Origin of the sequence: Micromonospora sp. CPCC 206171 (assembly GCF_036906755.1) — a bacterium.
Taxonomy (GTDB): domain Bacteria; phylum Actinomycetota; class Actinomycetes; order Mycobacteriales; family Micromonosporaceae; genus Micromonospora; species Micromonospora purpureochromogenes.
On the sequence record NZ_JBAKHT010000020.1, the window covers coordinates 88,700 to 107,119 of the forward strand.

Consider the following 18,420-nt stretch of genomic DNA (forward strand, 5'->3'; position numbering starts at 1 on the left):
CGCGCCGTCCGGGTGGTCATGATCGGAGCGGACTAGGGTCGGGGGCATGGAATTCCGACACCTGGGCCGTTCCGGCCTGATGGTCAGCGAGATCTCGTACGGCAACTGGATCACCCACGGGTCGCAGGTCGAGGAGGACGCGGCGCTGGCCTGCGTCCGCGCCGCCCTGGACACCGGCATCACCACCTTCGACACCGCCGACGTCTATGCCGGCACCCGCGCCGAGGAGGTGCTCGGCAAGGCCCTCGCGGGCGAGCGCCGTGCGGGCCTCGAGGTGTTCACCAAGGTCTACTGGCCGACCGGGCCGGGCCGCAACGACCGGGGCCTGTCCCGCAAGCACATCATGGAGTCGATCGACGGCTCGCTGCGCCGGCTGCGCACCGACTACGTGGACCTCTACCAGGCCCACCGGTACGACTACAGCACCCCGCTGGAGGAGACGATGTCGGCGTTCGCCGACATCGTGCACGCCGGCAAGGCGCACTACATCGGCGTCTCGGAGTGGAAGGCCTCGCAGATCCGCGAGGCCCACCAGCTCGCCCGCGAGCTGCGCATCCCGCTGGTGTCCAACCAGCCGCAGTACTCGATGCTCTGGCGGGTCATCGAGACCGAGGTCGTCCCCACCAGCGAGGAGCTGGGCATCGGGCAGATCGTCTGGTCGCCGATGGCCCAGGGTGTGCTCTCCGGCAAGTACCTGCCGGGCCAGCCGCCGCCGGCCGGCTCCCGCGCCACGGACGAGAAGTCCGGCGCCGGGTTCATCGCCCAGTGGCTGACCGACGAGGTGCTGACCCGGGTGCAGCGGCTCAAGCCGCTGGCCGAGCAGGCCGGGCTGACCATGCCGCAGCTCGCCATCGCCTGGGTGCTGCAGAACCCGAACGTCTCGTCGGCGATCGTCGGGGCGTCCCGCCCCGAGCAGGTGCACGACAACGTCAAGGCGGCCGGCGTGAAGCTCGACGCCGACCTGCTCAAGGCGATCGACGAGATCGTCGAGCCGGTCACCGAGCGGGACGCGGCGAAGACCGAGAGCCCGGCCCAGCGGCCGTGACGCTCCCCCGGGTACGCCGACCGGGAGCCGCCCCGCCGCTGCGCGGCGGCTCGGCGGACTCAGCCCTGCCAGAAGCGGATCAGGTCCAGCCCCAGGCCGTAGAGCCAGCTCGGCAGGCCGAGCAGGTCGCCGATCGCGAAGACCGCGTCGAAGAACCAGCCACCGATGCGCGGGTTCCACAGCAGCGCGAAGAGCAGGATGAATCCGTACGGGGCGAACATGTCGTACATCCGCCGCCACTGCGGGTTCAGCCAGGGCTGGATCATGTTGCCGCCGTCCAGGCCGGGCACCGGGAGCAGGTTGAGCACGCTCGCGGTGAGCTGGAGGAACGCCAGCAGCGCCACCCCGGCCCAGAACTCGATCGGCCCGCCGAGGGTGCCCGTGCCGATCCGCAGCGCCGCCACCAGCAGCAGCGTGAACAGCACGTTGGTGGCCGGGCCGGCGAGGCTGACCAGGGTGTGCCGCAGCCGGCCCGGGATCGCGTGCCGGTCCACCCAGACCGCGCCGCCGGGCAGGCCGATGCCGCCGAGCAGCACCACCACCACCGGCAGCACGATCGACAGCAGCGGGTGGGTGTACTTGAACGGGTTCAACGTCAGGTAGCCCCGGTGGGCGATGTCCCGGTCGCCGGCCCGGAACGCGACCACCGCGTGGGCGTACTCGTGCAGGCAGAGTGAGACCAGCCAGCCCGAGACCACGAAGAGGAACACGTCGAACTTCACGTTGCCGAACCGGTTCCAGGCCATCACCCCGCTGGCCACGAAGAGCGCGACCAGGGCCAGGAAGACCGGGCTGGGCCGGAACGCCGCCCGGGGCACGCCGAGCACCAGCGGCTCGCCGCCCGGGCGGTCGTAGCCCATCACTCCGCCGTCGGGAGCAGGCTCATCCGGTACTCCACCCGGTCGTCCTCCACGAGCGCGACCGATGTGACGCCGGACGCCGCGAGCTCCCGCCAGGTCTGGCCGATCCACGATTCGGCGTCCGCCTGACTGCCGAACGACTCCGCCGGTCCATCGACCGACGCGCCGTTCGCGCCCTCGTACCGCCAGCTCCACGCCATGCCGCGTCTCCCCTCGCCGCTACACCGTCCCCCGGGGACGGACCCCCGCAAGCGTAGTCGGCCGTCCGCGCGCCGGCCCGACGCTCACCCCCGGCGGCGCCCGGCCGGTGATCACCATGAGTGTCCCGGGCCGGTACGGTGGCGCGGTGCTGACTCAAGGAGTGGTGCTCAGCAACCGGTACCGGCTGGGCGAACGGGTGGCGACCGGCGGCATGGGCGCGGTCTGGCGGTGTGTCGACACCCTGCTGGACCGCGAGGTGGCGGTGAAGGTGCTGCTCCCGGCGCTGGTGGAGGACCCGGAGTTCACCAGCCGGTTCCACGCCGAGGCCCGGATGATGGCGGCCCTGCGGCACCCGGGCATCGTCGCGGTGCACGACTTCGGCTCGGCGACGCTGGCCGACGGCAGCCAGGTCAGCTACCTGGTGATGGAGTACGTCGACGGCGAGCCGCTGGTCACCTGGATCCGGCGCGCCGGCCGGCTCGACCCGACGTCGACCATGTCGGTGGTGGCGCAGGCCGCCGCCGCGCTGCACGCCGCGCACACCGCCGGCATCGTGCACCGGGACGTCAAGCCGGGCAACCTGCTGGTGAAGCGGGACGGGACGGTGGTGCTGGTCGACTTCGGCATCGCCCGGTCCAGCACGATGGCCTCGCTGACCGCCGCGCACATGGTGCTCGGCACGGCCTCGTACATGTCACCGGAGCAGGCGGTGGGTCAGCCGGTCTCGGCGGCCACCGACGTCTACGCGCTCGGGGCGGTCGCCTACTACTGCCTGACCGGGCAGCCGCCGTTCGTCGGGGAGAACCCGTTGCAGGTCGCGCTGCGGCACGCCCAGGAGGAGCCGGCGCCGCTGCCGTCGGGCACCCCGCCGGCGGTGGCCGAGGTGGTCGCGCGTGCCCTGGCCAAGAGCCCCGGTGACCGCTGGCCCAGCGCCGCCGCCCTGGCCGATGCCGCCCTGGACGCCCGGGACGCCACGCTGGCCGTGCTGCGGGTGCCGCCGCGTCCGCCGTGGGCGCTGGCGGGTCCGGCCCTGCCGACGCCGACCGGGCCGACGACGCCGACCGGGCCGGCGGGCGACCCGGCGGGGGCGGCGTCCGCCGGGCCGCGGGACACCGGCGCGGGGACCGGCATGGGATCACTTCCGGCCGGACCGACGCCGTCCGGCGCGGGGCCCGGGGCGCTTTCCGCTGCGGCCGCCACCCCGCCCACCGGCCCCGGGACCGTGGCGCCGCAGTGGCAGCAGAGCGGCCCACCCGCCACACCGGGAGGCGTACCCGCTCCGACCGGGCACCCGGCTGGCGCGCCCTTGCCGGCCCCCGGGCAGCCGTATCCGGGCGGGCGGTACCCGGCCGTGGTGGCCGGCCAGCAGGCGACCCCGCCCGCCGGCTACCCCAGCCGGTACGCCGCACCGGAGGGCACCCCGACCCGGGAGGACCGGGCCGGCGGCGCGGGCCGACGGCGCCGGCTCGCCCTGGCCGGCGCGGCGGGCGGGGTGGTGGCGGTGCTGGCCGCCGTGGCCGCGGTGGTGGCGCTCCAGCCGGACGAGCCCGCCCGGGGCGGTCCGGCGCTGACCGCGGAGTCGGAGTCGGCGGCACCGGTGCTGCCGGGTCCGAGCGTCAGCACCCGGGGCGGGAAGCCGAGGCCCAGCGCGAGCGCCACCGGCTCCCGGTCGGCCTCGGCGACGCCGACCGCCGCGTCGACCGGCACGACGGGCCCGGGACCGAGCGCGTCCCCCACCACCTCCGCTGCGCAGCCGGGGACGACCGCCACCCCGCCGGCGCGGACCAACCCGTACACCCCGGCCCAGGTCTGCGGCAGCGGCTACCAGGTGATCGACTCCGCCTCGTTGACCGCGAACGGGGTCCGGCGGGGCAGGGTCTACCTGCTGTGGAACGAGGCGGCCAAGGCCAACTGCGTGGTCACCATGAAGGTGACCGCGGTCGGCGAGCGCACCACGGCGTCCGCGTTCCTGGAGGTACAGGGGAAGACCCGCGCCACGGACAGCGGCGCGTTCGAGTACTACGCCGGCCCGGTCCGTGCCGGAGCCGGTGGGGCCTGCGTGAAGTGGGGCGGGGCGACCGGCGGCGCCAGCTACACCAGCGGATTCGAGCACTGCGGCTGAGCCCGGGCCGGGCGGCGACCGCGGCGCGGGCGGCTTTAAGGTACGGGCATGTCCGTTGACGGCTGGAACACGGTCCTGGTGCTCGGCGGTATCCGCTCGGGCAAGTCGGAGTTCGCCGAGTCCCTGGTGGGTGACGCCCCGACGGTGCGCTACGTGGCGACCTCCGCGGACGCGGACCCGGACGACACCGAGTGGGCCGCCCGGCTGGCGGCGCACCGGGAACGCCGGCCGGGCAGCTGGACCACCGAGGAGACCGCCGACGACCCGCGCCGGCTGGCCGACGTGATCGCCTCCGCCGGGCCGAACGAGACGCTGCTGGTGGACGACCTGGGCGGCTGGGTGACGGTGCTGCTCGACCCGACGCACCAGCCCGCCGACGACCTGGCCACCATCGCCGAACTGGCCGCGGCGGTGCGTGCCAGTGAGGCGCGGATCGTGCTGGTCAGCCCCGAGGTGGGGCTGTCGCTGGTGCCGACCACCCCGCTGGGTCGGGCCTTCACCGACGCGCTCGGGGCGGCGAACCGGGCCGTCGCGGACGCCTGCGACGCCGTGGTGCTGGTGGTCGCCGGCCAGCCGGCCTGGCTCAAGCCCGCCGTCACCCCGCGCGCGGCCGGGGTGCCCGCCCAGGCCGGCCCGGCCCGCCACGACGTGACCGCCGCCGCGCCGGCCGAGGCGCCGCTGCCGGATGTGCTGACCCCGACCGCACCCGCCGCGCCCGCCGCGCCCGCGGAGACCAACGGGACCGCCTGGGCGGCGCCGACCATGGCGCTGCCGATGGTCGCCACCGGCCTGGTCATCCAGCCCGGCATGGAGCTGCCCATGCCCGACGAGTACGCCGGCCCGCAGGCCGTCGACCGGCTCGCCACGTTGGACGTGGCGGGGGCCGGGTTCGGCGAGCTGGAACGGGTCGTCGGGTTCGCCGCCGCCACCCAGGGCACCGCGACCCCGGCCCCGTGGGCGAGCGTGCGGGTGCTGCTGCTGCACGGAGACCACCAGGGCGGCGCCGCCGCCGGCACGGTCCCCGGCGAGTCGTCGCGGCGGGCCCGGCAGGCGCGGGCCGGCCGGGGCGCGCTGGCCCGGCTGGCCGGCGAGAACGGCGCCAGCCTCCAGGTGGTGGACACCCCGTCCTCGGCACCGATGGAGCAGGAGCCGGCGCTGGCCGGCGCCGCCGTCGAGTCGGCCCTGCGCTACGGCTGGCGGCTGGCCGAGGAGGCCGCCGACGCGGGCGTCCAGCTGCTGGTGCTGGGAGCGTGCGGCGCCGGTACGGAGGCGGCCGCCGCCGCGGTGCTGGCGGCGACGGCCGGCGCGGAGGCCCCGGCGGTGCTCGGCCGGGTGATCACCGCCAGCGGCGAGATCGACGACGCGGCCTGGATGACCCGCTGCGCGGCGGTCCGGGACGCGCTGCACCGGACCCGCCGCTCCCCGCGCGACGCCAAGGACGTGCTGGCCGAGCTGGGCGGCGGCGACATCGCGGTGGCCACCGGCGTGCTGCTCGGCGCGACCGCCCGCCGGCTGCCGGTGATGCTCGACGGCCCGGTCGGCGTGGCCGCGGGCATGATCAGCCGCGACCTGGCCGGGCAGGCCCGGCACTGGTGCGTGCTGGCCGACCACGGCCGCCACCCGGCGGTCCGGCTCGCCGCCGACGTGCTCGGCCTGACCCCGCTGCTGGACCTGCGGCTGGACCTGGGCGAGGGGGCGAACGCGCTGACCGCGCTGCCGCTGCTGCGCTCGGTACTGGCGCTGGCCGCCGCGCTGCCGGCGCACCCCCGGCTCGGCGGCGGGGACCCCGACTCCGAGGAGCCGGACTTCGCCGAGCCGGAACCGGCGGGCCCCGGCCCGACCACCGTGGAGCCGGACGGCACCGAGCCCGACTTCAGCGAGCCGGAGCCCGCCGGCCCGGGGCCGACGACCACGGAGCCGGACCCGTCCGGCTGGCGTGCCGGCTGAGTCGCGGGTCGCCGACGGCCTGCGGCTGGCGCTGACCACCTTCACCACGCTGCCGGTGCGCGCCGGCCGGATCGACCGTCCCACGGCGGGCGCCGCGATGGCGCTCGCCCCGCTGGTCGGGGCGCTGCTCGGCGTGGTGCTCGCCGCGGTGCTGCTGCTCCTGACCGCGTTCGCTCCCCCGCTGGTCGCCGCCGGGGTGACGGTCGGCTGCGCCGCCCTGCTCACCCGGGGGCTGCACCTGGACGGGCTGGCCGACACCGTGGACGCGCTGGGGTCGTACCGGCGGGGGGCGGCGGCGCTGGAGATCATGAAGAAGCCGGACGTGGGGCCGTTCGGGGTGGTCGCGCTGGTGGTCGTACTCCTGCTCCAGACGGCGGCCCTCGCGGAGCTGGCGGGGCGGTCGTGGCCGGCGGTGCTCGCGGGCGTGGTGGCCGCGACGGCGGCGGGACGGCTCGCGGTGACGGTGGCCTGCCGGCGCGGGGTGCCGGCGGCCCGGCCGGAGGGGCTGGGCGCGCTGGTCGCCGGGACGGTGGGACCGGTGGCGCCGGCGGTCGGCGCGGTCGCCGTCGCGCTGGTGGCGCTGCCGGCGGTGCCGGGCCGCCCGTGGCAGGGGCCGCTCGCCGTCGCGGCGGCGCTCGCCGTCGCGGTGGGGCTGCTGCGCCACGTGGTACGCCGGCTCGGCGGGGTCACCGGCGACGTGCTCGGCGCCGCCGTCGAGGTGGTCACCACGCTGGTCTACCTGGGACTGGTGCTGTCCGGCTGAACGCGGCACCGGGCGGCGGGTAGCGTTTGCCCCGACAGCACCGGCACGGCCTTCCGGGGGACGACTTGCTCATCACGGACGACTTCCTCCCCATCCCGGTGCCGGAGTCGCTGAGCGCGACGTACCTGGTGCCGATGGCGGGGCTGCCGCGGGTGAGCCCGAAGACGGCGGTCCGGGCGCTGGAGGGCCGGCTGGCCGAGCCGGTGCACGGGCTGGCGACGCAGATGCTGGACAGCCCGCTGATGACGGTGGACACCCGGTCGATCGACGAGTTCCCGCAGCTGCCGCCGGACCTGCTCGCCGCGTTCGGCGCCACCGAGGCGCAGCTCGGTCGGCTGGCCGCGGCCAGCCACCTGGTGGTGGTGCAGGCCGAGTACCGGCCGGGCTGGCCGCCGGCGCACGAGTGGGCGGCCCGCGCGGTGGCCGCCGCGGTCGCCGAGTCCGTCGACGGCGACGTGGTGGACGTGTTCGGGTTGCAGTTCCTCGACCCGGCGGCCGCGCTGCGCTCGCTGCCGGACGCCGAGGGCCGGGTACGCCTGGTCGACTGGGTGCTGGTGCCCTACTCCTCGGACGCGGAGGGGCTCTGGTTCACCACCAAGGGGCTACGCCGATTCGGCCTGCTGGAGCTGCAGACCCAGGGCGTGCCGGACCACCTCACCCGGGCCTGGGGCGCGGTGATGACCGGGGCCGCCCGGCGGCTGCTGCGGGACTGGACCGACGGGCTGGCCGGCGAGGAGGTGCCGGCGTTCGTGCAGCTCCCCGTGCTGGCCACGGTGACCGGCCACGACATCGCGGTGGCGTACGGCAATCCGGAGCAGCACGGCGCGACGGCCCCGGTGCTGCTGCGGCTGGAGCTGGACCCGGCCACCGACCCGGAGGCCGACTCGTTCCTCAGCCTGCGCCCGCCGCCCGGGCACCCGGGCCCGCCCGGGAAGTACTTCGCCGCCGCCTGCGCGACGCTCTTCTCCGGCATCCAGCCCGACGTCCGCTACGCCCGGCCCGGTGACGCGATGAGCAAGGCGATCGCCACCGCCCGGGCCGGGCTGGACGACATCCGGGCCCGGTTCCTCGCCGGCAAGCTGCCCCCCGAGTCGCAACTCGTGGTCAAGTACGGCCTGCCCGGTGACGAGGGCCCCGAGTTCGTCTGGGCCGGGGTGACCTCGTGGGAGGTGCCGGAGCGGCTCGTCGGCGCCAGCGCCAGCGACGCCAACACCGACCCCACCGTCCGGATCGGCTCCCCCGTCGTGGTCGAGGCCACCGACGTGGTCGACTGGGCCCTCCTCGACGGCACCGGCGTCATCGAGGGCGGCTGGACCCAGGCCGTCCTCGACGCCGGCGAACCCCCCACCGCCTGACCCCGCCCGCCGCGACCTCTTGATCAAGAAGTTTGCGTCGGATCCGCTGCGCGGGCCGACGCAAACTTCTTGATCAACAGGCTGACGCGAGGGGTTACTTGACCGAGGGCGTTACGAAGGGGGGTCGGGTGACGCGCATCTGGGCGCGGCGGCCGCGGATGTCGACCTCGACGAGGTCGCCGTCGGCGAGCTTGGCGTCCGTGTCGAGCAGGGCCAGGGCGATGCCCTGCTTCTTCGTCGGGCTGAACGTGCCGCTGGTGATCGTGCCGAGCTCGGTGTCGCCGGCGTAGACGGTCATGCCGGGGCGCGGGATGGCCCGGTCGACGGCCTCCAGGCCGCGCAGCGTACGCCGCGGGCCGGCGGCCTTCTCGGCGAGCAGCGCGTCGCGGCCCCAGAACGCCGGCTTGTCCCAGCCGACCGCCCAGCCGGAGCGGGCCTGCACCGGCGTGATCTCCAGCGACAGGTCCTGCCCGTGCAGCGGGTAGCCCATCTCGGTGCGCAGCGTGTCCCGGGCGGCCAGCCCGCAGGCCCGCAGCTCGTCCGCCGCACCGGCGGCGAACAGCGCGTCCCAGACCGCGACCGCGTGCTCGGCCGGCACCACCAGCTCGTAGCCCAGTTCCCCGGTGTAGCCGGTGCGGCAGACGGTCAGCTCCACCCCGGCCAGGGCGGCGGTGGAGAAGCTCATGTAGCCGTGCTCCACCGGCAGGCCCAGCCCGCCGAGCAGCTCCGCCGAGCGCGGGCCCTGCACGGCCAGCACCGCGTACGCCTCGTGCTCGTCGGTGACGGTGATCCCGGCCGGCGCGGCGGCGCGCAGCCGGCGCACCACCTCGGCGGTGTTCGCCGCGTTCGGGATGAGGAAGACGTGGTCGTCGGCGTGCAGGTAGGCGATGATGTCGTCCACCACGCCGCCGGTCGCGTCGTCGCAGCAGAGCGTGTACTGCGCCCGGCCCGGGCCGATGCGGCCCAGGTCGTTGCTGAGGCAGGCGTTGACGAAGTCCGCCGCACCCGGCCCGGTGACCCGCGCCTTGCCCAGGTGGGAGACGTCGAAGACGCCCACGGCGGTCCGCACCGCCGTGTGTTCCTTCAGCACACCGCCGCCGGCGTACTCCAGCGGCATCTCCCAACCCCCGAAGGGGGCGAACTTGGCGCCGAGAGCGGTGTGCCGCTCGTGCAGCGGGGAACGGCGCAGCCGGGTCGCGGCGGCGTCGGAGGTCACGTCCGTCATGGGTGGCAACTTACCGGGGTACCCGCCGCTGGTTAGCATCGGCGGGACCCGCCGCGACCACCAACGGCGGGACAGCCAAGCTTCCGGCGGGTAGGTTCCGCCGGAGACCTTCATCGCCGGTACGCGACGACGCGACCGGCCCGGCCCGCCCGGAGTAGCTTCAGTGACATCGCCCAGCACCACCCTGAGCCTGGTCGACACCGACCCCGCCGAGCTTGCCGTCGACGCGATCGTGATCGGCGTGCACAGCCAGACCGGAGAGCAGGACGCCACCAGCGGCCTCGCCGGCACCCTGCTGCTCGCCAGTGGCGCGGAGAGCATCGCCGCCGCCTTCGACGGCAAGCTGACCGAGACACTGGCGCTGCTCGGCGCGACCGGCGCTCCGGGCGAGGTGACCAAGCTGGCCACGCTGGGCACGGTCACCGCGCCGATCGTCGCCGCGGTCGGGCTCGGCCCCGAGCCGACCGGTGCCGCCCCGGCCCCGGAGACGCTGCGCCGGGCCGCCGGCGCCGTCGTCCGGGCGCTCGCCGGCGCGCCCCGGGTGGCGCTCAGCATGCCGCTGCCCGACGACGCCGACGCCCCGGCCGCGCTGCGCGCGGTCGCCGAGGGCGCGCTGCTCGGCGGCTACCGGTTCGCCGGCTACAAGACCAAGCCGCAGCCGACCCGGCGCACGCCGGTGGCCGAGGTGCTGATCTCCGTGCCGGACGCCGGCGACGGGACCGCCCGGGGCGAGATCGACCGGGCCACCGCGGTGGCCGGCGCGGTGCGTACCAGCCGGGACTGGGTGAACACCGCCCCGAACGAGCTGCGTCCGCCGGCCTTCGCCGAGGCCGTCGCGACGGCCGCCCGCGCGGCCGGGCTCGGCGTCGAGGTGCTGGACGAGGAGGCGCTGCGCGCCGGCGGGTACGGCGGCATCGTCGCCGTCGGGCAGGGCTCGGAGGCCCCGCCGCGCCTGGTCAAGCTCACGTACACCCCGTCGGGTGGCGGCAGCGGCAAGCGGGTGGCGCTGGTCGGCAAGGGCATCACCTTCGACACCGGCGGCATCTCGATCAAGCCGGCGCAGGGCATGTGGGAGATGAAGTCGGACATGGCCGGGGCGGCCGCCGTCGGCGCCGCGATGCTGGCGATCGCCGCGGTCAAGCCGTCGGTGGCGGTGACCGCGTACCTGCCGATGGCGGAGAACATGCCGTCGGGCACCAGCTACCGGCCGGGTGACGTGATCACCATGTTCAACGGCAAGAAGGTCGAGGTGCTCAACACCGACGCCGAGGGCCGCATGATCCTGGGCGACGCGATGGCGCGGGCCTGCGCGGACGGCACCGACTACCTCTTCGAGACGTCCACCCTCACCGGTGGGCAGGTCATCGCGCTGGGCAAGAGGATCGCCGGCGTGATGGGCACCCCGGAGCTGTGCGAGCGGGTCAGGAGCGTCGGCGAGTCCGTCGGCGAGCCGGCCTGGCCGATGCCGCTGCCGGACGACGTGCGCAAGGGCATGGACTCCGACGTCGCGGACATCTCCCAGGTCAACGCCGGCATGGACCGGGCCGGGCACATGCTGCAGGGCGGCGTGTTCCTGCGCGAGTTCGTCACCGAGGACGTGGCCTGGGCGCACATCGACATCGCCGGCCCGGGCTACCACTCGGGCGAGGCGACCGGCTACTGGACGAAGGGCGGCACCGGCGTCCCGGTCCGCACCCTCGTGCAGCTCGTCGAGGACGTGGCCGCCAACGGCTGACCCCCACCCGCACCCCACGATCGGGGCGCCTCCCCCACCCGGGAGGCGCCCCGCCGCATTCCCACCCGGCCCACCCCACACCCCACACCCCGCCCGAAATCCGCGCACTTTCCGAGAAAGCGTGGCTATCCGGCGCGGAACAGCCACGCTTTCCGTGAAAGTGCGCCCACGACGAAAATGCGCCCACGGCGTGGGGGTGGGGCGACCCCGCTCGGGGGCGGGGGCTCAGAAGAGTTCGGGGCGGCGTTTGCGGCGCTCGTTGTAGTCGCGCATCCGCTGAGGGTAGCCCATCAGGCGGACGTCGTAGATGGGGATGGCCAGCCGGTGGGCGAAGCGGCGGGCCCCCTCGGGGCCGTCGACGCGACGGCGGGTCCACTCCCCGTCGTCGGCGATCAGGATGACCGTGGTCTCGGTGACCGTGGTCCGCGGCTCGATGTACGCCTCGACGCCCCGCCGGGTCCGGACGAAGTTCTCAAGATGGTCCAGATCGGCCCGGTCGGCGGGGCGGCCACGACTGACCGCGCCCGTCTGCTTGCGTCGCCGGAAGAGCCCCACCGACTGTCTCCTCCCCCGTCCGTCATCGAAGACGGTGCCAAGAGTACGTGTCGACGACGTGTCGTTGGGCACCTCGGTACGCGCTGCGCATCCCCTAGTGACAAGATGACCGAGGTGGGGTGTGTCCCTGTTGCCCCACCGTGACCCCCGATGCAGCGACGCGACCTGGGAGTTGGACGTGAGCGAGCCGAACGAGACCTTCGACATCGTCATTCTCGGAGGTGGCAGCGGCGGCTACGCGGCGGCGCTGCGCGCCGCCCAGTTGGATCTCTCGGTCGCGCTGATCGAGAAGGGGAAGCTCGGCGGCACCTGCCTGCACAACGGCTGCATCCCCACCAAGGCGCTGCTGCACGCGGCTGAGATCGCCGACCAGACCCGCGAGTCGGAGCAGTTCGGCGTGAAGGCCGAGCTGGTCGGCATCGACATGGCGGGGGTCAACTCGTACAAGGACGGCGTGGTCTCCCGCCTCTACAAGGGCCTGCAGGGCCTGGTGGGCAGCGCCAAGAACATCACCTTCGTGGCCGGCGCCGGCAAGCTGGTCGGCACGAACGTCGTCGAGGTCGACGGCAAGCGCTACACCGGCCGCAACGTCGTCCTGGCCTCCGGCTCGTACGCCAAGAGCCTGCCCGGCCTGGAGATCGACGGCGAGCGGATCATCACCAGCGACCACGCGCTGACCCTGGACCGGGTCCCGGCGTCGGTGATCGTGCTCGGCGGCGGCGTGATCGGCGTCGAGTTCGCCAGCGTGTGGAAGTCCTTCGGCGTGGACGTCACGATCGTCGAGGCGCTGCCCCGCCTGGTCGCCGCCGAGGACGAGGAGTCGTCCAAGGCGCTGGAGCGGGCCTTCCGCAAGCGGAAGATCAACTTCAAGGTCGGCAAGCCGTTCGAGAAGGTCGAGAAGACCGACAACGGCGTCAAGCTGACGATCGCCGGTGGCGAGACCGTCGAGGCCGAGCTGCTGCTGGTCGCCGTCGGGCGCGGCCCGAACACCGCCAACCTCGGGTACGAGGAGCAGGGCGTGAAGATGGACCGCGGCTACGTGCTGACCGACGAGCGGCTGCGCACCAGCGTGCCGAACGTCTACGCGGTCGGCGACATCGTGCCCGGCCTCCAGCTCGCCCACCGCGGCTTCCAGCAGGGCATCTTCGTCGCCGAGGAGATCGCCGGCCAGAACCCTGCCGTGATCGACGAGGCCGGCATCCCGCGGGTCACCTACTCCGACCCGGAGCTGGCGTCGGTGGGTCTGACCGAGACGAAGGCCAAGGAGCAGTACGGCGCCGACAAGGTCAAGACCTACAACTACAACCTGGGTGGCAACGGCAAGAGCCAGATCCTCAAGACGGCCGGCTTCGTGAAGCTGGTCCGGGTGGAGGACGGCCCGGTGGTCGGCGTGCACATGGTCGGCGCCCGGGTCGGTGAGCTCGTCGGCGAGGCGCAGCTCATCTACAACTGGGAGGCGTACCCGGCCGAGGTGGCGCAGCTCGTGCACGCCCACCCGACGCAGAACGAGGCCCTGGGCGAGGCGCACCTGGCCCTCGCCGGCAAGCCGCTGCACGCGCACGCCTGATCAAGAACTGATTCCGCGGCGTCCGGCGGCAGACGGGCGAGATCGCACCAGGGGAATGAAGGAGTCGTAAGAGATGCCGGTATCGGTCACCATGCCTCGGCTCGGCGAAAGCGTCACCGAGGGCACCGTCACCCGCTGGCTCAAGCAGGAGGGCGACACCGTCGAGGTCGACGAGCCGCTGCTCGAGGTGTCGACCGACAAGGTCGACACCGAGATCCCGTCCCCCGCGGCGGGCGTGCTGAGCCGGATCGTGGTCGGCGAGGACGAGACCGCCGAGGTGGGCAGCGAGCTGGCCGTCATCGCCGGTGAGGGCGAGCAGGCCGGTGGCGGCGAGGCCGCCCCGCAGCAGGCGGCCGAGCCGGCCGCCGAGCCCACCGCCGCCGCGGCGGGCGCCGGCCCGGAGCCGGAGCAGGAGCAGCCCGCGGCGCCGCAGCCGCAGGCCGAGGCCGCCCCGGCGCCGTCGGGCGAGGGCACCCCGGTGAAGATGCCGGCCCTGGGCGAGAGCGTCACCGAGGGTACGGTCACCCGCTGGCTCAAGCAGGTCGGCGAGACCGTCGAGGTGGACGAGCCGCTGCTGGAGGTCTCCACCGACAAGGTCGACACGGAGATCCCGTCGCCGGTCGCCGGCACCGTGCTGGAGATCAAGGTCGCCGAGGACGAGACCGCCGAGGTGGGCGCCGACCTGGCGATCATCGGTGCCGCCGGGGCCGCACCGGCCCAGCCGAAGCCGGAGCCGAAGCCCGAGCCCAAGGCGGAGGCCAAGCCCGAGCCGAAGCCGGAGCCGAAGGCCGAGGCCAAGCCGGAGCCCAAGGTCGAGGAGCCGACCCCGGGCCTGTCGTACAACGAGCCGGCGGCCGAGGCCGAGACCGCCGCCGAGCCGGCCAAGGCCGAGCAGGCGGCGCAGCCCTCCGCGCCGACCCCGATCCCGCAGCGCCCCACCGCTCCGGCGCAGGGCGGCGAGGAGGCGGCCGGCTACGTGACCCCGCTGGTGCGCAAGCTGGCCGGCGAGCACGGTGTCGACCTCTCCTCGGTCAACGGCACCGGTGTCGGCGGCCGGATCCGCAAGCAGGACGTGCTGGAGGCGGCGGAGAAGGCCAAGGCGGCCAAGGCCGCGCCGGCCCCCGCGCCGCAGCCCGCCGCGGCGGCCCCGGCCAAGCCGGCCGCGAAGCCGCAGCCGAGCGGCAAGCGCGGCACGACCGAGAAGCTGCCCCGGATCCGCAAGGCCATCGCCAAGCGGATGCACGAGTCGCTGCACGAGATGGCGCAGCTCACCACGGTGATCGAGGTGGACGTCACCAAGATCGCCAAGCTGCGGGCGCAGGCCAAGGAGTCGTTCCAGCAGCGGCACGGCGTCAAGCTGTCGTTCCTGCCGTTCTTCGCGCTGGCGGCCATCGAGGCGCTGCAGGCGTACCCGATCGTCAACGCCAGCATGGACCTCGAGGCCGGGACGATCACCTACCCGGACGCCGAGCACCTGGGCATCGCCGTGGACACCGAGCGGGGTCTCCTGGTCCCGGTCATCCACAACGCCGGTGACCTCAACCTGGGCGGCATCGCCAAGCGGGTCGCCGACCTGGCCGAGCGCACCCGGACCAACAAGATCAGCCCGGACGAGATCGCCGGCGCGACCTTCACGCTGACCAACACCGGCAGCCGGGGCGCGCTCTTCGACACCCCGATCGTGCCGTCGCCGCAGTCGGCGATGCTCGGCACCGGTGCCGTGGTCAAGCGCCCGGTCGTGGTCAACGACCCGGAGCTGGGTGAGGTCATCGCGGTCCGCTCGATGATCTACCTGGCCCTCTCCTACGACCACCGGCTGATCGACGGCGCCGACGCGGCCCGTTTCCTGGTCGCGGTCAAGGAGCGCCTGGAGGCCGGCAACTTCGAGGCCGACCTCGGTCTCTGATCCTCCCGTACGCCCGCAGGGCGCCCCGGTCACCTCGACCGGGGCGCCCTGCGCCGTTCCGCCCTGGGTGCGGCGACCGGAAATCGGTGCCGCACCCCCGCGTCACGCCTGGAGGGTCTCCTCGGAAACCGTCCAGAGCCGCTCCGCCGCCTCCGGGTCGCGGGCGTACGGCGCGTAGCCGGTGCGGGTGCCCGGCTGGTTCGGCCCGGCCTCCTGGCAGTCCTCGAAGTAGCGCCCGCCGATGCCGTCGAGCAGCGGTGAGGTGGCGACCAGCACAGAGGTGGCCGCGCCCTGCTCGGTGCTCTTCCAGTAGGCCGCGCCGCCGCCGCTCTGCGCGCGCATCCGGTTCAGCTCCTCCTCGCTGATGTAGCGCTGGAGGTTGGTCCGGATCGCCCCGGGCATCAACGCGTTGCTGGTGATGCCGTCGTCGGTCCAGCGCCTGGTCAACTCCACCGCGAAGAGCACGTTGGCCGTCTTGGACTGCCCGTAGGCCTCCCACGGGTCGTACGGACGCCGGGTGAAGTGGATGTCGTCGAAGACCACCGGCGAGCGCAGGTGCGCCGCCGAGCTGACCGACACGACGCGCGCGCCCCCGGCCGCCGCCAGCGCCCGGTGCAGCCCGGTGGCCAGGGCGAAGTGGCCCAGGTGGTTGGTCGCGAACTGCATCTCCCAGCCCTGCGGGGTGCGCATCTCGGGCGAGGCCATGATGCCGGCGTTGTCGACCAGGATGTGCAGCGGCGCGTCCCAGGTGCGCACGAACCCGGCCACCGACGACTGGTCGGCGAGGTCGAGCGGGGCGACGAGGATCCGGTCGTTGCCGGTGGTGTCCGTGATGTCCGCCGCGGCCCGCTGGCCGGCGTCGAGGTTGCGTACGGCGAGGGTGACGTCGGCCCCGGCGGCGGCGAGCGCACGGGCGGTCTCCACGCCGATGCCGGACGCCCCACCGGTGACGACGGCCCGCCGACCGGTGAGGTCGATGCCGCGCACGACCTCCATGGCGGTGGACTCGCGGGAGAACGGCGTGCTGATGCTCATGATCCATCCTTGTCCGAGGCGGGGGCGGGCGGCTGCTGGACGCCGCGGTGCGGGCGTTTTCCCACCAGGGCGCGGAGGTAACGCGACCTCGCCGGCCGGCTGCTGGGCCTGCTGAGCGACGGTCTGCGGCCCCGCCGGGCAGGCTGAGGGGAATCGCCTCCGGGCCGACCCGACGCTGCGAGAGTGGACGGGTGGGCAGCGGGCGGTGGCGGTGGCGCAGACGGCTGGGGCCCGCCATCTCCGTCGCCCCCGGCGCCCGGGTGGACCGCTTCGAGGTCTTCTTCGACCTGGTCTTCGTCTTCTCGTTCTTCATCATCACCCGGGCCACCGCCGTCCAGATCACCGGTTCGGCGTTGCTGCACGGCATGCTGGTGCTGGCGGTGCTCTGGTGGGCCTGGGTGGTGCACAGCGTGGTGGCCACCCGGGTGCGGCTCGGCGAGGGTTTCGTGCCGGTGCTGATGGTCGTCGGGATGGCGGCGCTGTTCTGCTTCGCGCTGGCCCTGCCGCAGGCGTTCGGCGACCCCCGCGCGGCCGCGGCCGGGCCGGTGGTCGTGGCGGTCACCTACGTGGTGATCCGCGCGGTGCACTTCATCCTCTACCTGCACGTCGTGCGGGACAGCCCACGGGAACGCAAGCAGCTGATCCGGTTCGCGCCGGAGTTGGTGTTCAGCACCCTCCTTCTGCTCGGCGCGGCGTTGATCCCCACCCGGATCGACGACCTCGACATGGCGGGGATGGTGCGCGACGGCCTCTGGCTGTGCGTGGTGCTGCTCCAGTACGGGTCCGGAATCCTCGGCGGCACCGGGGGCTGGGGGGTGGCCTCGGCCGAGCACTGGACGGAGCGCTACGAACTCATCCTGATCATCGCGCTGGGCGAATCGGTCATCTCGGTCGGCGTCGGCAGCAACCTGCTCGGCCAGCCGCCGACCTGGCCGGCGGTCGCGGCGGCGACGCTGGGTATCTTCTTCACCGCCGCGCTCTGGTGGGCCCACTACGACGTCATCGGCCCGGCCGCCCGGATCGCCCTGCACGTCGCGGAGGGGCGAGAACGGGTGGCGATGGCGCGGGACGCGTACGCCTACCTCTACCTGCCGATGATCGCCGGGATCATCCTGTTCGCCCTGGGCGCGGAGGGGATCGTCCACGAGATCGCCGATCCGTCCGTGCCCCTCATGGAACCGGCACACGGCCCGAGCGTGCCGCTGCTCTTCGGCGGGGTGATCTGTTACCTGTGCGGGAACATGCTCTTCCAGTTGCGCACGCTGCGCACGCTGTCCTGGACCCGGGTCGCCGCGGTGCTCCTGCTCGCCCTCGGCATCCCGGTCGGCTCCCACCTGCCCGGGCTGGCCACCTTGACTCTGCTCACCGCGATCTGCGTCGGGTTGGTGGTGGTCGAGGTGGTGACCATGGAGGAAGGCCGGCGCGCGCTGCACGAACTGGTCTTCCACGAGAAGACCACCTACGAGGCGCACGAGGCGGCCTGGCGGGCCCGGTGGAAGGAGCGCGGGACGGACGAGATGGGCACCTCGACGTAGGATCACCGGCAGCGTCGCAGTGCACCCGGCAAGGAGACCGCCGAGGGCATGGAGGCGCGGGACAGCATGGGATCCACGTGCACCCCTCCACCGAGCCGAGCCACCGCCTGACGGCCCTCGGCAACCAGTTGATCGAGATCCACCTCTGGCTCCGCGAGGAGCTGGCCGCGCTGCGCGCCGGCCTCGACTCCCCCACCGGTCCGCGCGACCTGCGCGCCCACTGCCTCACCTTCTGCTCCGCGCTCACCCGCCACCACACCGGCGAGGACGGCGGCGCGTTCCGGGTGCTGGCCGAGCAGGCGCCACAGCTACGCCCGGTCCTCGACGAACTCGCCGCCGACCACGAGGTGGTCGCGGCCGTCCTGCGCCGCGTCGAGGAGCTGGCCGCCGACCCGGCCGGCCTCGACGGGGTACGCGCCGAACTGGACGGCCTGAGCGCGCTGCTCGAATCGCACTTCGTCTACGAGGAGAAGAAGCTGGTCGCCGCCCTGAACGCGGTACGCGACGGGACGACCGAGGAGCTGCTCGGCGTGCCGCTGCCCGAGTGAGGATTCGCCGGTCAGCAGAAT

General features: G+C 74.2%; 15 protein-coding genes. 10 read left to right on the plus strand and 5 right to left on the minus strand.

The window, feature by feature from the left end:
- The first annotated feature begins 46 nt into the window (after nt 1-46).
- Complete coding sequence (locus V6U89_RS21785; protein WP_334573193.1) at nt 47-1,045, plus strand: aldo/keto reductase family protein; 999 nt, start codon at nt 47-49, stop codon at nt 1,043-1,045.
- 59 nt (nt 1,046-1,104) lie between these two features.
- Here the strand turns inward: V6U89_RS21785 and V6U89_RS21790 are convergent, their stop codons facing one another.
- Both V6U89_RS21790 and V6U89_RS21795 read right to left on the minus strand, forming a co-directional pair.
- On the minus strand, nt 1,105-1,905 hold the full coding sequence (locus V6U89_RS21790; protein WP_334573194.1) for a site-2 protease family protein: 801 nt from the start codon (nt 1,903-1,905) through the stop codon (nt 1,105-1,107).
- The gene (locus tag V6U89_RS21795) at nt 1,905-2,105 is read right to left on the minus strand and encodes a hypothetical protein (protein ID WP_088961023.1); all 201 of its coding nucleotides are present in this window, start codon (nt 2,103-2,105) and stop codon (nt 1,905-1,907) included. Before V6U89_RS21795 ends, V6U89_RS21790 begins: the two co-directional genes overlap by 1 nt.
- Nucleotides 2,106-2,251: 146 nt before the next feature.
- Here V6U89_RS21795 and V6U89_RS30235 point away from each other — a divergent pair, with 146 nt between their 5' ends.
- The 4 genes from V6U89_RS30235 (at nt 2,252) to V6U89_RS21815 (ending at nt 8,293) form a co-directional block, all read left to right on the plus strand.
- A complete protein-coding gene (locus V6U89_RS30235; RefSeq protein ID WP_442933967.1) occupies nt 2,252-4,228 on the plus strand; it encodes a protein kinase domain-containing protein in 1,977 nt (658 codons plus the stop codon).
- A gap of 48 nt (nt 4,229-4,276) precedes the next feature.
- Nucleotides 4,277-6,175 carry a bifunctional adenosylcobinamide kinase/adenosylcobinamide-phosphate guanylyltransferase gene (locus tag V6U89_RS21805; RefSeq protein ID WP_334573195.1) on the plus strand — a complete coding sequence of 633 codons (1,899 nt, stop codon included), beginning with the start codon at nt 4,277-4,279 and terminating at the stop codon, nt 6,173-6,175.
- Nucleotides 6,165-6,938 (plus strand): adenosylcobinamide-GDP ribazoletransferase, encoded by a 774-nt coding sequence (gene cobS / locus V6U89_RS21810; protein WP_334573196.1) that lies wholly within the window; start codon nt 6,165-6,167, stop codon nt 6,936-6,938. Before V6U89_RS21805 ends, cobS begins: the two co-directional genes overlap by 11 nt.
- Nucleotides 6,939-7,003: 65 nt before the next feature.
- Nucleotides 7,004-8,293, plus strand: a complete 1,290-nt coding sequence (locus tag V6U89_RS21815; RefSeq protein WP_334573197.1) for a DUF2314 domain-containing protein — start codon at nt 7,004-7,006, stop codon at nt 8,291-8,293.
- Between the two features lie 94 nt (nt 8,294-8,387).
- Here V6U89_RS21815 and gcvT read toward each other — a convergent pair whose 3' ends face one another.
- Nucleotides 8,388-9,518 carry a glycine cleavage system aminomethyltransferase GcvT gene (gcvT, locus tag V6U89_RS21820; protein WP_334573198.1) on the minus strand — a complete coding sequence of 377 codons (1,131 nt, stop codon included), beginning with the start codon at nt 9,516-9,518 and terminating at the stop codon, nt 8,388-8,390.
- A gap of 163 nt (nt 9,519-9,681) precedes the next feature.
- On the opposite strand from gcvT, the gene V6U89_RS21825 reads away from it, so the two are divergent.
- A complete protein-coding gene (locus tag V6U89_RS21825) occupies nt 9,682-11,253 on the plus strand; it encodes a leucyl aminopeptidase (protein ID WP_334573199.1) in 1,572 nt (523 codons plus the stop codon).
- A 225-nt stretch (nt 11,254-11,478) separates the two neighbouring features.
- Here V6U89_RS21825 and V6U89_RS21830 read toward each other — a convergent pair whose 3' ends face one another.
- Nucleotides 11,479-11,808 (minus strand): hypothetical protein, encoded by a 330-nt coding sequence (locus tag V6U89_RS21830; protein WP_154943981.1) that lies wholly within the window; start codon nt 11,806-11,808, stop codon nt 11,479-11,481.
- 178 nt (nt 11,809-11,986) lie between these two features.
- Between V6U89_RS21830 and lpdA the strand changes: the two genes are divergently transcribed.
- The gene (gene lpdA / locus V6U89_RS21835) at nt 11,987-13,375 is read left to right on the plus strand and encodes a dihydrolipoyl dehydrogenase (protein ID WP_334573200.1); all 1,389 of its coding nucleotides are present in this window, start codon (nt 11,987-11,989) and stop codon (nt 13,373-13,375) included.
- A gap of 73 nt (nt 13,376-13,448) precedes the next feature.
- Complete coding sequence (sucB, locus tag V6U89_RS21840; RefSeq protein WP_334573201.1) at nt 13,449-15,281, plus strand: 2-oxoglutarate dehydrogenase, E2 component, dihydrolipoamide succinyltransferase; 1,833 nt, start codon at nt 13,449-13,451, stop codon at nt 15,279-15,281.
- 102 nt (nt 15,282-15,383) lie between these two features.
- Here sucB and V6U89_RS21845 read toward each other — a convergent pair whose 3' ends face one another.
- Nucleotides 15,384-16,316, minus strand: coding sequence for an SDR family NAD(P)-dependent oxidoreductase (locus V6U89_RS21845; RefSeq protein ID WP_334573202.1), 933 nt, complete (start codon nt 16,314-16,316; stop codon nt 15,384-15,386).
- Nucleotides 16,317-16,507: 191 nt separating this feature from the next.
- Here V6U89_RS21845 and V6U89_RS21850 point away from each other — a divergent pair, with 191 nt between their 5' ends.
- Together V6U89_RS21850 and V6U89_RS21855 are read left to right on the plus strand one after the other, a co-directional pair.
- Nucleotides 16,508-17,851 (plus strand): low temperature requirement protein A, encoded by a 1,344-nt coding sequence (locus V6U89_RS21850; RefSeq protein ID WP_334573203.1) that lies wholly within the window; start codon nt 16,508-16,510, stop codon nt 17,849-17,851.
- 77 nt (nt 17,852-17,928) lie between these two features.
- On the plus strand, nt 17,929-18,399 hold the full coding sequence (locus tag V6U89_RS21855; RefSeq protein WP_334573204.1) for a hemerythrin domain-containing protein: 471 nt from the start codon (nt 17,929-17,931) through the stop codon (nt 18,397-18,399).
- The last annotated feature ends 21 nt before the right edge of the window (nt 18,400-18,420 follow it).